The 15,699-nt window shown below is 42.3% G+C and carries 11 protein-coding genes; 7 read left to right on the top strand and 4 right to left on the bottom strand.

Annotated elements, in window-relative coordinates:
- Positions 1–101 precede the first annotated feature (101 nt).
- Positions 102–707, top strand: coding sequence for an OmpH/Skp family outer membrane protein (locus BLW16_RS17870; protein WP_090559118.1), 606 nt, complete (start codon positions 102–104; stop codon positions 705–707).
- 113 nt (positions 708–820) lie between these two features.
- Here the strand turns inward: BLW16_RS17870 and BLW16_RS17865 are convergent, their stop codons facing one another.
- A complete protein-coding gene (locus BLW16_RS17865) occupies positions 821–1,234 on the bottom strand; it encodes an RNA-binding S4 domain-containing protein (protein WP_090559116.1) in 414 nt (137 codons plus the stop codon).
- A gap of 77 nt (positions 1,235–1,311) precedes the next feature.
- Here BLW16_RS17865 and BLW16_RS17860 point away from each other — a divergent pair, with 77 nt between their 5' ends.
- From BLW16_RS17860 to miaA, 6 genes are all read left to right on the top strand, one after another.
- Positions 1,312–2,130 (top strand): 2,3,4,5-tetrahydropyridine-2,6-dicarboxylate N-succinyltransferase, encoded by an 819-nt coding sequence (locus tag BLW16_RS17860; RefSeq protein WP_090559114.1) that lies wholly within the window; start codon positions 1,312–1,314, stop codon positions 2,128–2,130.
- A complete protein-coding gene (locus tag BLW16_RS17855; RefSeq protein ID WP_090559112.1) occupies positions 2,131–3,273 on the top strand; it encodes a glycosyltransferase family 4 protein in 1,143 nt (380 codons plus the stop codon). It begins immediately after the preceding gene.
- A gap of 12 nt (positions 3,274–3,285) precedes the next feature.
- Positions 3,286–3,852, top strand: a complete 567-nt coding sequence (locus BLW16_RS17850) for an L-threonylcarbamoyladenylate synthase (protein WP_175470633.1) — start codon at positions 3,286–3,288, stop codon at positions 3,850–3,852.
- A gap of 100 nt (positions 3,853–3,952) precedes the next feature.
- A complete protein-coding gene (locus BLW16_RS17845) occupies positions 3,953–5,368 on the top strand; it encodes a CCA tRNA nucleotidyltransferase (RefSeq protein WP_090559108.1) in 1,416 nt (471 codons plus the stop codon).
- 41 nt (positions 5,369–5,409) lie between these two features.
- Complete coding sequence (locus BLW16_RS17840; protein ID WP_090559106.1) at positions 5,410–6,081, top strand: IS1096 element passenger TnpR family protein; 672 nt, start codon at positions 5,410–5,412, stop codon at positions 6,079–6,081.
- On the top strand, positions 6,081–7,007 hold the full coding sequence (gene miaA, locus BLW16_RS17835; RefSeq protein ID WP_090559104.1) for a tRNA (adenosine(37)-N6)-dimethylallyltransferase MiaA: 927 nt from the start codon (positions 6,081–6,083) through the stop codon (positions 7,005–7,007). Before BLW16_RS17840 ends, miaA begins: the two co-directional genes overlap by 1 nt.
- On the opposite strand, the gene BLW16_RS17830 is transcribed toward miaA, so the two are convergent.
- The 3 genes from BLW16_RS17830 to rpoB all read right to left on the bottom strand — a co-directional run bounded on the left by BLW16_RS17830 (position 6,991) and on the right by rpoB (position 15,579).
- Positions 6,991–7,305 carry a DUF3467 domain-containing protein gene (locus BLW16_RS17830; protein ID WP_090559102.1) on the bottom strand — a complete coding sequence of 105 codons (315 nt, stop codon included), beginning with the start codon at positions 7,303–7,305 and terminating at the stop codon, positions 6,991–6,993. The genes miaA and BLW16_RS17830 overlap by 17 nt on opposite strands.
- A 102-nt stretch (positions 7,306–7,407) precedes the next feature.
- Positions 7,408–11,700, bottom strand: coding sequence for a DNA-directed RNA polymerase subunit beta' (gene rpoC / locus BLW16_RS17825; protein WP_090559101.1), 4,293 nt, complete (start codon positions 11,698–11,700; stop codon positions 7,408–7,410).
- Between the two features lie 75 nt (positions 11,701–11,775).
- Positions 11,776–15,579 (bottom strand): DNA-directed RNA polymerase subunit beta, encoded by a 3,804-nt coding sequence (gene rpoB / locus BLW16_RS17820; RefSeq protein ID WP_090559098.1) that lies wholly within the window; start codon positions 15,577–15,579, stop codon positions 11,776–11,778.
- Positions 15,580–15,699 lie beyond the last annotated feature (120 nt).

The raw sequence follows: 15,699 nt of genomic DNA, 5'->3' as shown, positions 1-15,699 counted from the left end.
TAAATTTGAAATTTTATATTTGCTGAAATTTATCCCTTTATTGGGCGCCAGACAAAAGCTGTCTGCATGAAAAACCGGCGAAAACCACAAAAAAATCATAGATGAACAGAACATCCTTCAAACTAAGCACACTGGCTACAGCCGTAGCATTAGTTTCCGTAATGGCTTCATGCCAGAATAAAGACGAAAAAGCAGGTTCAACAACTGCTGCAAAAACAGATTCTCCTGCCGTAAAAAGCGGCGAGCCGATTGTTTATGTAAATTCTGATTCTTTACTGACAAAATATGAGTACTTCAAAGACCTGAAAGTAAAATTAGATGCAAAATCAAAAGCTGCCCAAACAGATCTTGGTGCAAAACAACAGGCTTTCCAGCGTGAAGTAGCCGAGTATCAGCAAACACAGAACACTTTACCTGCTGACCAGAGAGCTACAACAGAGCAAAGACTTGCCCGTAAACAACAGGAATTGCAATCTTATCAGCAAAATGCAGGTGCTGCATTGCAAAACGAACAGGCAACCGAGCAGGAGAAATTATACAATAAGATCGCCGATTACCTTAAGGTTTATGCAAAAGACAAAGGGTATAAAATGGTGCTGACCTATCAAAAAGGTAACAGCGCTATTTTATTTGCTGATGCTTCCCTGGATGTAACCAGCGAAGTAATCATTGGTTTAAACGAAGGTTATAAATCGGATAAAAAATAGGTTGAACACATCACAAAAAGATGCTCCGTATTTCGGGGCATCTTTTTTGCGCCTTTATTTTCAGCGCAGGCTCCCTGTAAAATCAGCTGTTACGCGATGAAGCTCAACAAGCATTAAGGATTGTCCTTTTTGTCATCTTCAAACAGGTTATCTGTAAGGTCATCAATTTTCCTCCTGTCATGTTTGGTAGGACGCCCTGCCCCCCTGTCCCTTTTCAGTACAGGTGCATGGAACATGGATTTATATCCCTGCGTTTCTTCCAGTGGCGTGATATCCTTATACTTCGTCAGGGCAATCTTTGATTCCACCCGTGTGTATAACAGCTCCACCACTTCAATTACTTTCTTTTCTATTCCTTTTGAAACCTGATAAACATCCCCCGGTTTTACAACTACCGAAGCTTTGACATTCTGCCCGTTCATTTTAACACGCCCGGCTTTACATGCTTCTGTTGCTAAAGTTCTTGTTTTAAACAATCTTATTGCCCACAAGTACTTATCTATCCTTAATTTTTCCTGCTCTGCCATAAAAAATCAAAAATACATAAGTAAAAGATCGGTCAATAGATAAAATTGATTTATTTTGTGAAAAAATTAAAATTACAATGATTAAAGAACTGAAAAAGTTAATAGAGGCTGTCTGGGAAGACAGATCCTTATTAGAATATAATGAGTATTGTGAGGCAATCGAAACTGTAGTAATGCAGCTGGACAAAGGAGAGATCCGCGTTGCCGAGCCGATTTTAAATTCATGGGGCATCAACGAATGGATTAAAAAAGCAGTTATCCTCTATTTTCCTATCAGAGAAATGAAAGAAACTACAGTTGGCCCTTTTGTATTTCATGATAAAATGAAATTGAAAACCAACTACAGGGAACTTGGCGTACGCGTAGTTCCTGGTGCAAGTGCCCGTTACGGTGCATACCTGGCTAAAGGCGTGATCATGATGCCTTCATATGTGAACATCGGTGCTTATGTTGACGAAGGTACAATGGTAGATACCTGGGCAACGGTAGGCTCCTGCGCACAGATCGGGAAACATGTACACCTGAGCGGTGGCGTAGGTATCGGAGGAGTACTGGAACCTATTCAGGCCGCACCGGTAATTATTGAAGACAACTGTTTCCTTGGTTCAAGAGCTATCGTAGTGGAAGGTGTACGCGTAGAACGCGAAGCTGTCCTGGGTGCCAATGTGGTACTTACGGCTTCTACAAAGATAATCGATGTAACCGGAAGCTCACCTGTAGAATATAAAAGTATTGTTCCTGCAAGATCAGTAGTGATCCCGGGAAGTTATACAAAAAAATTCCCTGCAGGAGAATATCAGGTTCCATGCGCACTGATCATCGGAAAACGTAAAGAGTCTACAGATAAAAAAACTTCCCTTAATGACGCATTAAGAGAAAATAATGTAGCTGTCTAAATGAATATAGGTTTTGATGGAAAAAGGGCTGCCAATAACCTGACCGGGTTAGGAAATTACAGCAGATCGCTGATCTTACAGCTGTCAGAATTCTTCCATCAAAACCAATACTTTGTTTATACACCAAAAGTTAAATCAGCAAAACAGATCAGTTCCCTTTTTGAAAAGGAAAATATACACCCGAGGTTACCCAAATGGGGACAACCCGGGTTCTGGTGGAGAAGCGTAGGGCTCCGGTCACAGTTGCAAAAAGACGATATAGCCATTTATCACGGCCTCAGTAACGAGATCCCATTCGGGATGCATAGTGGACGCCCAAAAACAGTGGTGACCATACACGACCTTATTTTCCTTCGCCTGCCCCGGAATTATAAATACATAGACCGTACGATCTATAATTTCAAAAGCAAATACGCCTGTAAATACGCAGATCTGATTATAGCCATCAGTGAACAGACAAGAAGAGATATCATCGAGCTCTATCAGGCAGACCCGGCAAAGATAGAAGTGGTTTACCAGACCTGTGACGACTCTTTCAAAGAGTTACTCCCCGCAGATTTTAAAGAAACTATCCGTAAAAAATACAGGCTGCCGGAAAAATACATCCTCAATGTAGGTACTATTGAACCCAGAAAGAACCTGCTGCTGATTGTACGGGCCCTGGTAAACGTACCGCAGCACGTAAAACTGATCGTAGTAGGAAAAAAACAAGCCTATGCAACACAAGTGATGGCTGAGATCGAACGTCTGGGCCTGAATGAAAGGGTAACCTTCCTGAAAGACATCCCTTTTTCTGATCTTCCTGCAATCTATCAGCTGGCTTCGGTATTTGTCTATCCGTCCTTCTATGAAGGCTTTGGCATTCCTGTTATCGAAGCCCTATATGGAGGTGTTCCGGTAATAGCGGCCACAGGATCCTGCCTGGAAGAAGCAGGAGGCCCTAACAGCCTGTATGTTGATCCAGACAATGCCTCAGCCCTGACCATTGCAGTTAATACTGTTTTAAAAAGTCCGGAACTCGCCGCCCATATGAGAGAAAAAGGCCTGGCCTATGTACAGCGGTTCAACACACAGCCACTCGCACTTCAGCTGATGAAATGTTATGAACAGCTCGCAAAAGATCAAATAACAAAGATTATTTGATAAATTTACGGCATGTTAAAAACGGAAATTGAAAAAGCATTGGCTGTACTTAAAACCGGGGGGGTAATCCTTTATCCAACGGACACCGTATGGGGATTAGGCTGCGATGCCACCAATGCCGACGCCGTGGAAAAGATCAACCAGATCAAAGGCCGCTCGTCTGACAAAAGCTTTATCATACTCCTGGATAATGATTCGAAATTACAGAGTTATGTGGACGAAATACCTGAAGTAGCCTACGACCTGATTGAATATGCCGAGAACCCGCTTACCATCATATTTTCAGGTGCAAAGAACTTAGCCAAAAATGTAATCAGTGCAGATGGCAGCATCGGGGTCAGGATCGTTAAACATGATTTTGTTCAGCAGCTGCTGCAGCGCTTCAGAAAACCCATTACCTCTACCTCTGCTAACCTGTCAGGGCAACCAACACCACAGTATTTTGATGAGATTGATCCTGAAATTAAAGACGCAGTAGATTATATTGTGGATTGGGAACAAGAATTAAGAAATAACAGAAAACCGTCAACAATAATGAAATTGAGTCCATCCGGGCAATTTTCCTTTATTAGAAAGTAAGTTTTAGTACTTTTGCAAACTCAATTAACCATCATCCGCTGAATTAAAATTTAAACCGGTAACAGCAAATATTGCTTTACTGATAACGAATAAACTCATTTTGAAAAAAAATCTAGGACATCCTGTTTTTAAGATACTGGCTGATATCGCTGCCGAAAATCATATCGAAGTATATGTGATTGGTGGATATGTCAGGGATATTTTCCTGGATAGACCTTCAAAAGATATTGATATTGTAGTCTTAGGCAATGGGATCGACTTTGCAGAACGCGCAGGGGCCGCGCTGAGAAGCAAGGTGGCTGTATTCAAGAACTTTGGTACGGCCATGCTCAAATACCGCGACCTTGAACTGGAGTTCGTAGGTGCCCGCAAAGAATCATACCGGTCAGATTCCCGCAAGCCTATTGTTGAAAACGGTACGATCGAGGACGACCAGCTTAGAAGGGATTTCACGATCAATGCACTGGCGATCTCACTCAACAAAGAGAACTTCGGGCAACTGGTAGACCCCTTCAATGGCGTACAGAACATCACAGAGAAATTAATCCGCACCCCTCTTGATCCGGAGATCACTTTTTCTGATGATCCCCTCCGCATGATGCGGGCCATCCGTTTTGCTACGCAGCTGAACTTTAATATTGATGAAGCAGCACTGGCTGCGATCACAAAACAAAAAGAGCGCATCAGTATCGTTTCCAAAGAACGTATCACAGATGAACTGAACAAGATCATCCTGTCCCCGGTTCCATCAATCGGCTTCAAATATCTTTTTGATACCGGCCTGCTCCATCTCATATTTCCACAGATGGCAAACCTCTTTGGTGTGGAAGTGATCAACGGAAAAGGACATAAAGATAATTTTTACCATACCCTGCAGGTGCTCGATAATATCAGTGAAGTCACCAACGACCTATGGTTGCGCTGGGCCGCTATCCTGCATGATATCGCTAAACCTGCTACCAAACGCTTTGAGGAGCAACATGGCTGGACTTTCCATGGCCACGAAGATAAAGGGGCAAGAATGGTCCCGCAGATCTTCACACAGCTGAAACTTCCCCTGAACGAAAAAATGAAATTCGTACAGAAACTCGTACAGCTGCACTTACGCCCGATAGTTCTGGCACAGGAAGTGGTTACAGACTCTGCTGTCAGGCGTTTGCTCTTTGATGCAGGTGAAGATATAGAAAGCCTGATGACCCTCTGCAATGCAGATGTGACCACCAAAAATGAATATAAAGTAAAAAAATACTGCAATAACTTTGAACTCGTAAAACAGAAGCTCAAAGATGTTGAGGAACGCGATAAGATCAGAAACTGGCAGCCCCCGGTTACCGGGACAGATATCATGGAAGTCTTCGGCCTTACAGCCGGAAAGGAAGTGGGACTGATCAAAAACGCCATCCGTGAAGCAATTCTGGAGGGTGAGATAACAAATTCTTATGATGAGGCGTTAGCATTTATGCTGATTAAAGGAAAAGAATTCGGACTGTCACCTGTAACAGACCAGTCCAAATAATAAAAATATTTTATAATTTTATAAATAGAAATACAGCTCAAATGGCAGTTTATAGATTTAGAATTAGTTTTGAAGACTTCGATGAGGTGGTTCGTGAAATCGACATCAAATCAACACAAACATTTGAAGATTTACATAAGGCCGTACACCGTTCTACCGGATACAGCATCGAGAAATCTTCTTCTTTTTATGTAAGCTCTGATCACTGGATTAAAGGAGATGAAATCGCTTACCTTCCGAATCAAAGGAAGATCGACCGTGGTGTAGCCCTGATGGAAAAGGCAAAATTGAGTAGCTTCATTGAAGACCCTCACCAAAAGTTCTATTATATCTATAATTTTGACCGTCCGTTCGATTTCCACGTAGAACTGATCAAGATTATTCTGCAGACAGATCCGAATATAGAATACCCTGTACTTTTCAAAAGTATAGGTGAAGCACCCAAGATCTTTGATTCCAGCAATCCGGAAGCTGCAGCAGCAGTCGCAGCGACAACGGCAGCCGTGATCGCCCCTAATGATTTTGATTTCCTGAACGAAATGGATTTTGTCCCCGAAGATTCAGAAGAGATCGAAGCGATGGATGGCAGGGGAATCACCACTTCAGATAAAGATAAAGATGAAGATGCCGGGGAGGAGGAAGAGGATAATGATGATTTCTCTGAGAATGACGATTTTGGAGACGAAGAATTTGACAGTAAGGAAGATTACTAATGCCAGATACTGGCAAAAATAAAACATTAATCGTAATCGCCGGTCCAACGGCAATAGGCAAGACAGCATTAGCTATTACGTTGGCCCGGCACTTTTCCACAGAGATCATCTCAGCCGATTCCAGGCAGTTCTTTCAGGAAATATCTATCGGAACCGCCAAACCCAGCGCGGCTGAACTGGCTGCAGCAAAACATCATTTCATCGACTCTCATTCCATTAAAACCTTTTTTAGTACCGGGGATTTTGAAAAGCAGTCACTTGATGTGCTCGCAGGGATTTTTACCCGCCATCAGGTGGCCATCATGGTGGGCGGCTCCGGGCTTTACCTGGATGCGGTAACCAGAGGCCTGGATGAACTTCCCGACACCAGTATGCAGATCAGGGAAGAACTCAATACACTGTTTCAGACAGAAGGCCTTGAACCTATCAAAACAAGGCTTGCGGCTGCAGATCCTGAGTATTATGCAAAAGTAGATCAGTTCAACCCCCAGCGTATGATCCGCGGGCTGGAATTTTTCCTGTCCACAGGCAGGAAAGTCTCCGATTTTTTAACCAACAGCAAAAAGGAAAGGCCTTTTAATATCATTAAGATCGGCCTGAACCTGGAACGTGAGAAATTATACGAAAGAATAAACCACCGTGTGGACCTCATGCTTACAGAAGGCCTGCTGGATGAGGTTAAAAAAGTAGAGCAGTACAAAGATCTGAACGCCCTGAAAACCGTTGGTTATGCAGAGTTATTCGCCTATCTGGATGGCCAGCTCTCCTATGAGGATGCCGTGGACAAGATCAAACAAAATACCAGGCGTTTTGCAAAACGCCAGCTCACCTGGTTCAGGCGGGATAAAGACATCCTCTGGTACGGTCCTGATCAGGCTGAAACCATCATCGCTTACCTGGAACGACAGCTTACGCCTGGGCAGTAGGCCCGCCAAAATTCATAGGGAACCCGGTAGTCTCCTCCTGTGTTTTGATCCTTCCATTTTGCGCTTCAAACTTCTCTATATTATCCTGCATGGCCAGCATTAGTCTTTTTGCATGCTCCGGGGTTAAAATGATCCTCGATTTCACTTTTGCTTTCGGTACACCAGGCATCACCCGGATAAAGTCAAGCACAAACTCAGTATTGGAATGCGTAATGATAGCAAGGTTTGAAAATATCCCTTCAGCTATCTCTTCGGAAAGTTCGATATTGATCTGATTCTCGTTGTTTTGATTCTCCATACAGCAAAACTACCGCTTTAATGTTTAGGCAGGTAGCTAAAATAAAAATAAAAAAAAAGTCCCCCCTGAAATCAGGGAGGACTTTAGTATCTATAAGAAAGATTATGCTTCTACTTCTTCTTCTTGTTTAGAAGCTAACAGTTTATCATATTCCTCTTGTGAACCTACAATGATACGTTCATAACCACGTACACCAGTACCAGAAGGGATCAGGTGACCAACGATTACGTTCTCTTTCAATCCAAGCATATTGTCACGTTTACCTGCAATCGCAGCTTCGTTCAATACTTTTGTAGTTTCCTGGAAGGAAGCTGCAGAGATGAATGATTTTGTACCTAATGAAGCACGGGTGATACCCTGTAATACAGAACTGGCAGTTGCCGATCTTGCATCACGAACTTCGATCTGTTTCAAATCTTTACGTTTTAACTGAGAATTTTCATCTCTTAATTTACGCAGGGAAAGAATCTGACCTGGTTTAACGGTATTGGAATCACCAGCATCGATTACCACTTTTTTGTCATAGATCTCATCATTTTCGATCATGAAGTCCCAACGGTCGACAGAGTTATTTTCTAAGAACGTTGTATCTCCCGGATCTTCAATATGAACCTTCTGCATCATCTGGTGAACGATAACCTCAAAGTGTTTGTCATTGATCTTCACACCCTGCAAACGGTAAACCTCTTGTATACCATTTACTAAGTATTCCTGAACAGCAGCAGGTCCTTTGATCGCTAAAATATCCGCAGGAGAAATTGATCCGTCTGATAATGGCATACCAGCTTTCACAAAATCATTATCCTGAACCAGGATGTGTTTAGACAATGGAACCAGGTATTTTTTGATCTCACCATCTTTCGATTCGATAGTCATCTCACGGTTACCACGTTTCACACCACCTAAAGTTACCACACCATCAATCTCGGTTACTACCGCCGGGTTAGATGGGTTACGTGCTTCGAACAATTCCGTTACACGTGGTAAACCACCCGTAATATCTCTTGTTTTACCCGTTGCACGAGGAATTTTAACGAGGATCTGTCCTGTTTTAACAGCTTCTCCATCATCAATTGAAACGTGAGCTCCAACCGGGATGTTATACTGTCTGATCAGTTCACCTTTTTTATCTACAACCCTAACTGAAGGGTTTTTAGTTTTATCACGTGTATCAATAATTACTTTTTCACGGTGACCGGTTTGTTCGTCTGATTCTTCACGGAAGGTTACACCTTCGATGATCGCATCAAATTCAATTTTACCGGCAAACTCAGAGATAATTACTGCATTGTACGGATCCCATGAACAGATCTTATCACCTTTTGAAATCTTAGCTCCTTCTTCAACATATAAGAATGAACCATAAGGGATATTGTTAGTCATGATCACTTTACCAGTACCTTCTTCAACGATTTTGAATTCGCCTGAACGTCCCAGTACAATTTGTTTCACACCTTCTTCACCTGTATCATTTGCTACAGTACGGACATTTTCAAATTCGATGATACCATCAAACTTCGCATTGATCTGAGATTCAGCAGCAATGTTTGATGCGGTACCACCCACGTGGAATGTACGTAATGTCAGCTGTGTACCCGGCTCACCGATTGACTGCGCAGCAATTACGCCGACAGCTTCACCTTTCTGAACACGTTTACCAGTGGCAAGGTTACGTCCGTAACACAATGCACAAACACCTCTCTTATTCTCGCAAGTCAGTACTGAACGTATTTCAACACCTTCAATTGGCGATTCTTCAATTGCTCTCGCAACATCTTCATCGATATCCTGACCAGCAGAAACCAATAATGCACCATCAATAGGATTAAACACATCATGCAGTGAAATACGGCCTAAGATCCTGTCGTACAAAGGCTCAACGATATCCTCATTATCTTTCAGGGCAGTAGTATACATACCTCTCAAAGTACCGCAATCAGCAGAGTTAACAATCATATCCTGCGCAACGTCATGTAAACGACGTGTCAGGTAACCAGCATCCGCAGTTTTTAACGCCGTATCCGCCAAACCTTTACGTGCACCGTGAGTAGAGATAAAGTACTCTAATACTGACAGTCCTTCTTTAAAGTTTGAAAGGATCGGGTTTTCAATGATCTCACCACCTGAACCGGATTTCTGAGGTTTTGCCATCAGACCACGCATTCCGCAAAGCTGACGAATCTGCTCTTTAGATCCACGTGCTCCTGAGTCAAGCATCATATAAACCGAGTTAAAGCCCTGGTTATCGCTCGATAACTGCGTCATCACGAATGATGTTAAACGGTTATTGATACGGGTCCAGATATCGATGATCTGATTGTAACGCTCGTTGTTGGTAATGAATCCCATGTTATAGTTATTCCTTACCTCATCAACCTCTGCAGAAGCCTGCTCCAATAAAGCATGTTTTTCAACAGGGATGTTCACATCCTGCAGGTTAAATGATAATCCACCTCTGAATGCCATCTGGAAACCAAGCTCTTTAATATCATCCAGGAATCTGGATGCACGGGCCATACCGGTAACCTTCACTACATCACCAATGATATCCCTTAGAGATTTCTTGGTGAGCAGTTCATTAATATATCCTACTTCTTCCGGTACCATTTGGTTAAACAATACACGTCCTACAGTAGTCTCTGTTAATTTATTGGCGATATTTCCGTCTGCATCTTTCACATTTACCTTTACTTTGATAAATGCATGAAGATCAATCTTTTTCTCATTGTAAGCAATGATCACCTCTTCAGGAGAGTAGAAAGAGAAATCCTGTCCTTTAACTACACGTCCTTCGTCAGTTTTACGGCCTTTAGTAATATAATAAAGACCCAAAACCATATCCTGCGAAGGTACCGTAATTGGCGTACCGTTAGCAGGGTTCAGAATGTTGTGTGCAGCCAGCATCAATACCTGGGCTTCCAAAATAGCAGCATGACCCAAAGGTAAATGCACAGCCATCTGGTCACCGTCAAAATCGGCGTTGAATGCAGTACACACTAATGGGTGTAACTGGATTGCTTTTCCTTCCACCAGTTTAGGCTGGAAAGACTGGATACCCAATCTGTGCAGCGTAGGCGCACGATTCAGTAATACAGGGTGCCCCTTTAAAACGTTTTCGAGGATATCCCAAACTAGAGGGTCCTTTCTGTCTACAATTTTCTTTGCAGATTTAACCGTTTTAACGATACCACGTTCAATCATCTTGCGAATGATAAACGGTTTGAACAGCTCTGCAGCCATATCCTTTGGTAAACCGCATTCGTGTAGTTTCAGGTTTGGCCCTACAACAATTACAGAACGTGCCGAATAATCCACACGTTTACCCAATAGATTCTGACGGAAACGTCCTTGTTTACCTTTCAGAATGTCTGAAAGCGATTTCAATGCACGGTTACCTTCAGTTTTTACTGCATTTACTTTACGTGAGTTGTCAAATAACGAATCCACAGCTTCCTGCAGCATACGTTTTTCGTTACGTAAAATTACTTCCGGTGCTTTGATCTCGATCAAACGTTTTAAACGGTTGTTACGGATAATCACACGACGGTACAGGTCATTTAAATCTGAAGTAGCGAAACGGCCGCCTTCCAGGGGAACCAGCGGACGTAATTCCGGTGGAATAACAGGAACAATTTTGATGATCATCCATTCAGGATTGTTCTCAATGCGTGTTCTTGCACCACGGAAAGCCTCAACAACCTGTAAGCGTTTTAAGGCTTCATTTTTACGTTGTTGTGAAGTTTCGTTTGCTGCCTGGTGACGTAAGTTATAAGATAAAGTATCCAGGTCAATACGTTTCAGCAAATCTTCTAATGCTTCAGCACCCATTTTGGCGATGAATTTATTAGGATCTTTATCGTCCAGATATTGATTCTCTTTTGGTAATTTATCTAAAATATCAAGGTACTCTTCCTCAGTAAGGAAATCCATGTACTGAATACCCTGTTCTTCCATCAGACCAGACTGAATAACTACATAACGCTCGTAGTAAATGATCAGATCCAATCTTTTGGTAGGAAGGCCCAATAAGTAACCGATTTTATTTGGCAATGAACGGAAATACCAGATATGCGCTACAGGAACTACCAGATTGATGTGTCCCATACGCTCTCTGCGCACTTTTTTCTCCGTTACCTCAACACCACAACGGTCACAAACAATACCTTTATAACGGATACGTTTGTATTTACCACAGTGGCATTCGTAATCTTTTACCGGACCAAAAATTCTTTCGCAGAACAAACCATCACGTTCTGGTTTGTAAGTACGGTAATTGATAGTCTCAGGTTTTAACACCTCACCACTAGAGCGCTCTAAAATAGCCTCCGGCGATGCCAAACTAATGGTAATCGAGGTGAAATTGCTTTTTAATTTATTATCCTTTTTGTAAGACATAGCTCTGTTGTTTGAATTTGAAAATTTAAAAAGCCGGAACGGAATGGATCCGTTCCAGCATTAAAAAATTCAACATTAGTCTAACGTAATATCTAAACCTAATCCGCGCAGCTCATGTACCAGTACATTGAATGATTCCGGTACACCTGGAGTCGGCAGGTTCTCGCCTTTTACAATTGCTTCATAAGTTTTGGCCCTTCCGATTACATCATCTGACTTCACAGTCAGGATCTCCTGAAGGATATTAGCCGCACCGAATGCTTCTAATGCCCAAACCTCCATCTCACCAAAACGCTGACCACCAAACTGGGCTTTACCACCCAATGGCTGTTGTGTAATCAATGAATATGGTCCGATTGAACGGGCGTGCATTTTATCATCAACCATGTGGCCTAATTTCAGCATGTAGATAATACCTACTGTAGTTGGCTGGTCAAATCTTTCACCCGTTAAACCATTATGTAAATAGGTTCTTCCTGAAGCAGGAACACCAGCTTTAGCGATCCATTCTTCTACCTCGTCATGTTTAGCACCATCAAAGATCGGGGTTGCGAATTTCACACCCAGTTCTTTACCGGCCCATGCCAATACAGTTTCATAGATCTGGCCAAGGTTCATACGTGAAGGTACACCCAATGGGTTCAGCACGATATCAACCGGAGTTCCGTCATCAAGGAACGGCATATCTTCATCACGAACGATACGGGCAACAATACCCTTATTACCGTGACGACCCGCCATTTTATCCCCTACTTTCAACTTACGTTTTTTGGCTACATAAACTTTTGCCATCTGCACAATTCCTGAAGGCAACTCATCACCTACGCTAATCGCAAATTTATCACGTTTATATGCACCCAGTTCTTCGTTCACACGGATACCATAGTTATGGATCAATAATTTAATCTGATCGTTTTTGTCATCATCAGTAGTCCATTTGTATGGGTTGATGTGGGCAAATTCCAGATCAGCTAAACTTTTCTGTGTAAACTTAGCACCTTTAGCGAACAACAATTCCTTGTAAACGTTGTAAACACCTTGTGATGTTTTACCGTTCACGATCTGGAATAATTTCTCAACCAACTCATTTTTCAGGTTAGTTGTCGCCAGGTTATATCTCTTGTCTAATTTCTCTATCGCAGCTTTTTCTTCAGCTTTGGTAGTTTTCTTAGCTCTTGAGAATAATTTGGTATCAATTACCACACCTTTGATCGAAGGAGGAGTTTTCAGCGATGCATCTTTCACATCACCTGCTTTATCTCCAAAGATCGCACGTAACAGTTTCTCTTCCGGAGAAGGGTCTGACTCACCTTTAGGGGTAATTTTACCGATCAGGATATCGCCTTCTTTAACTTCAGCACCGATACGGATGATACCATTTTCATCTAAATCTTTTGTTGCTTCTTCAGAAACGTTAGGGATATCCGGTGTTAATTCCTCTTCCCCGCGTTTCGTATCACGCACTTCCAGTTCAAACTCTTCAATATGCAGTGAAGTAAAGATGTCCTCACGAACAATACGCTCACTGATCACGATCGCATCCTCAAAGTTGTATCCCTGCCAAGGCATGAACGCTACTTTTAAGTTACGGCCTAATGCCAGCTCACCATTTTCAGTTGCATAACCTTCACACAATACTTGTCCCTTAACAACTTTCTGGCCTTTCTTAACGATTGGTTTTAAGTTGATACAAGTGTTCTGGTTGGTTTTCTTGAATTTGATTAATTTATAAGTTTTGCTGTCACCTTCAAATGATACCAAACGATCTGCATCGTTTCTTACATATTTAATGGTGATTTCGTTAGCATCTACATATTCAACAACACCATCGCCTTCAGCATTGATCAGTGTTCTTGAGTCACGCGCTACACGGCCTTCCAGACCAGTTCCAACGATTGGCGCTTCCGGACGTAACAAAGGTACGGCCTGGCGTTGCATGTTGGATCCCATCAGGGCCCTGTTCGCATCATCATGCTCAAGGAAAGGAATCAGTGAAGCAGCGATCGAAGTAATCTGATTCGGGGCCACGTCCATTAAGTCTAATTTCTCAGGCTCAATAATCGGGAAGTCACCTTCGTAACGTGCTTTCACACGTGGGGTAGTGAAGTTACCTTTATCATCATACTCAGCGTTTGCCTGTGCAATGGTTTTACCATCTTCATCTTCCGCAGAAAGATAAATTACATCTTCATCTACAGCAACGATACCGTCCTTAACTTTTTTGTAAGGCGTTTCTATAAATCCTAATGTATTGATTTTCGCATGTACACAAAGAGAGGAGATCAAACCAATGTTCGGTCCTTCCGGTGTTTCAATCGTACACAACCTGCCGTAGTGGGTATAGTGAACGTCACGCACCTCGAAACCTGCTCTTTCACGTGACAGACCACCTGGGCCTAAGGCTGACAAACGACGTTTGTGAGTGATCTCTGCCAAAGGATTTGTCTGGTCCATGAACTGAGACAACTGGTTGGTACCAAAGAAAGAGTTAATAACCGACGATAAAGTACGGGCATTAATCAGATCTGTTGGTGTGAACACTTCATTGTCACGGATGTTCATCCGCTCACGGATAGTACGTGCCATACGCGCCAGACCTACACCAAACTGAGCATATAACTGCTCGCCTACTGTACGTACACGACGGTTTGACAAGTGGTCAATATCATCCACCTCTTCTTTGGAGTTGATCAGTTTGATCAGGTATTTCACAATCGCAATAATATCCGCTTTGGTCAATACTTTAACATGATCAGGAGTATCCATTTTCAACTTACGGTTGATCCTGTAACGTCCTACATCTCCAAGGTCATAACGTTTATCCGAGAAGAACAAACGTTCGATGATACCTCTTGCAGTTTCCTCATCAGGTGGTTCTGCGTTACGCAAAGCACGATAGATGTTTTCAACCGCCTCTTTTTCAGAGTTTGAAGTATCCTTTTGTAATGTATTATATATAATTGTATAATCAGCCTGGCTTGCACCGTCATCTTTTGATAAGATAATGGTTTTCACACCAGCGTCAATGATCATATCAATGTGTTCATCTTCTAAAACAGTATCCCTGTCCAAGATCACTTCGTTACGATCAATAGAAACTACCTCGCCGGTATCTTCATCTACAAAATCTTCAACCCATTTTCTTAAAACCCTTGCAGCAAGTTTACGTCCGATGTATTTTTTCAAACCGGATTTGCTCACCTTCACTTCATCAGCAAGGTCGAACAGTTCCAGAATGTCCTTATCAGAATCGTAACCGATCGCACGCAGCAGTGTGGTAACCGGGAACTTTTTCTTACGGTCAATGTAAGCATACATGACATTGTTCACGTCAGTAGCAAACTCTATCCATGATCCTTTGAAAGGGATTACACGGGCAGAGTAAAGCTTGGTACCGTTAGTGTGGCGGCTTTGGCCGAAGAACACACCAGGTGACCTGTGTAACTGGGAAACAATTACACGCTCCGCACCATTGATCACGAAAGTACCTTTAGGAGTCATATATGGAATAGTTCCCAGATATACATCCTGAATAATAGTTTCAAAATCTTCGTGTTCCGCATCATTACAAGACAATTTCAACTTTGCCTTTAAGGGAACACTATAAGTTAACCCACGGTCGATACACTCAGGTATATCATAACGCGGCGGGTCAATAAAATAATCAAGGAATTCCAGAACGAAAATATTCCTGGAATCAGTGATTGGAAAGTTCTCAGCAAAAACCTTAAACAAGCCTTCAGTATGACGGTTGTCTGATGTAGTTTCTATCTGGAAAAATTCTCTGAATGATTGCAACTGTACATCAAGAAAATCTGGGTAATCTATGATGTGCTTACTACGTGCAAAATTTACTCTTTGGTCGACTTTATTTGCCAAGGTACTAAAGTTAATTTAGTTTAAGAATAAACTATTTGTTTGGTTTGCCGTGAACATTCCACCAACCAAACTTAGATGAAATGTATATAAACAGGTATAGACTCCGACTATACAGTCGGA

It is taken from the genome of Pedobacter hartonius (assembly GCF_900107535.1).
GTDB lineage: Bacteria > Bacteroidota > Bacteroidia > Sphingobacteriales > Sphingobacteriaceae > Pedobacter > Pedobacter hartonius.
This window is presented reverse-complemented; position numbering and strand designations above follow the sequence as displayed.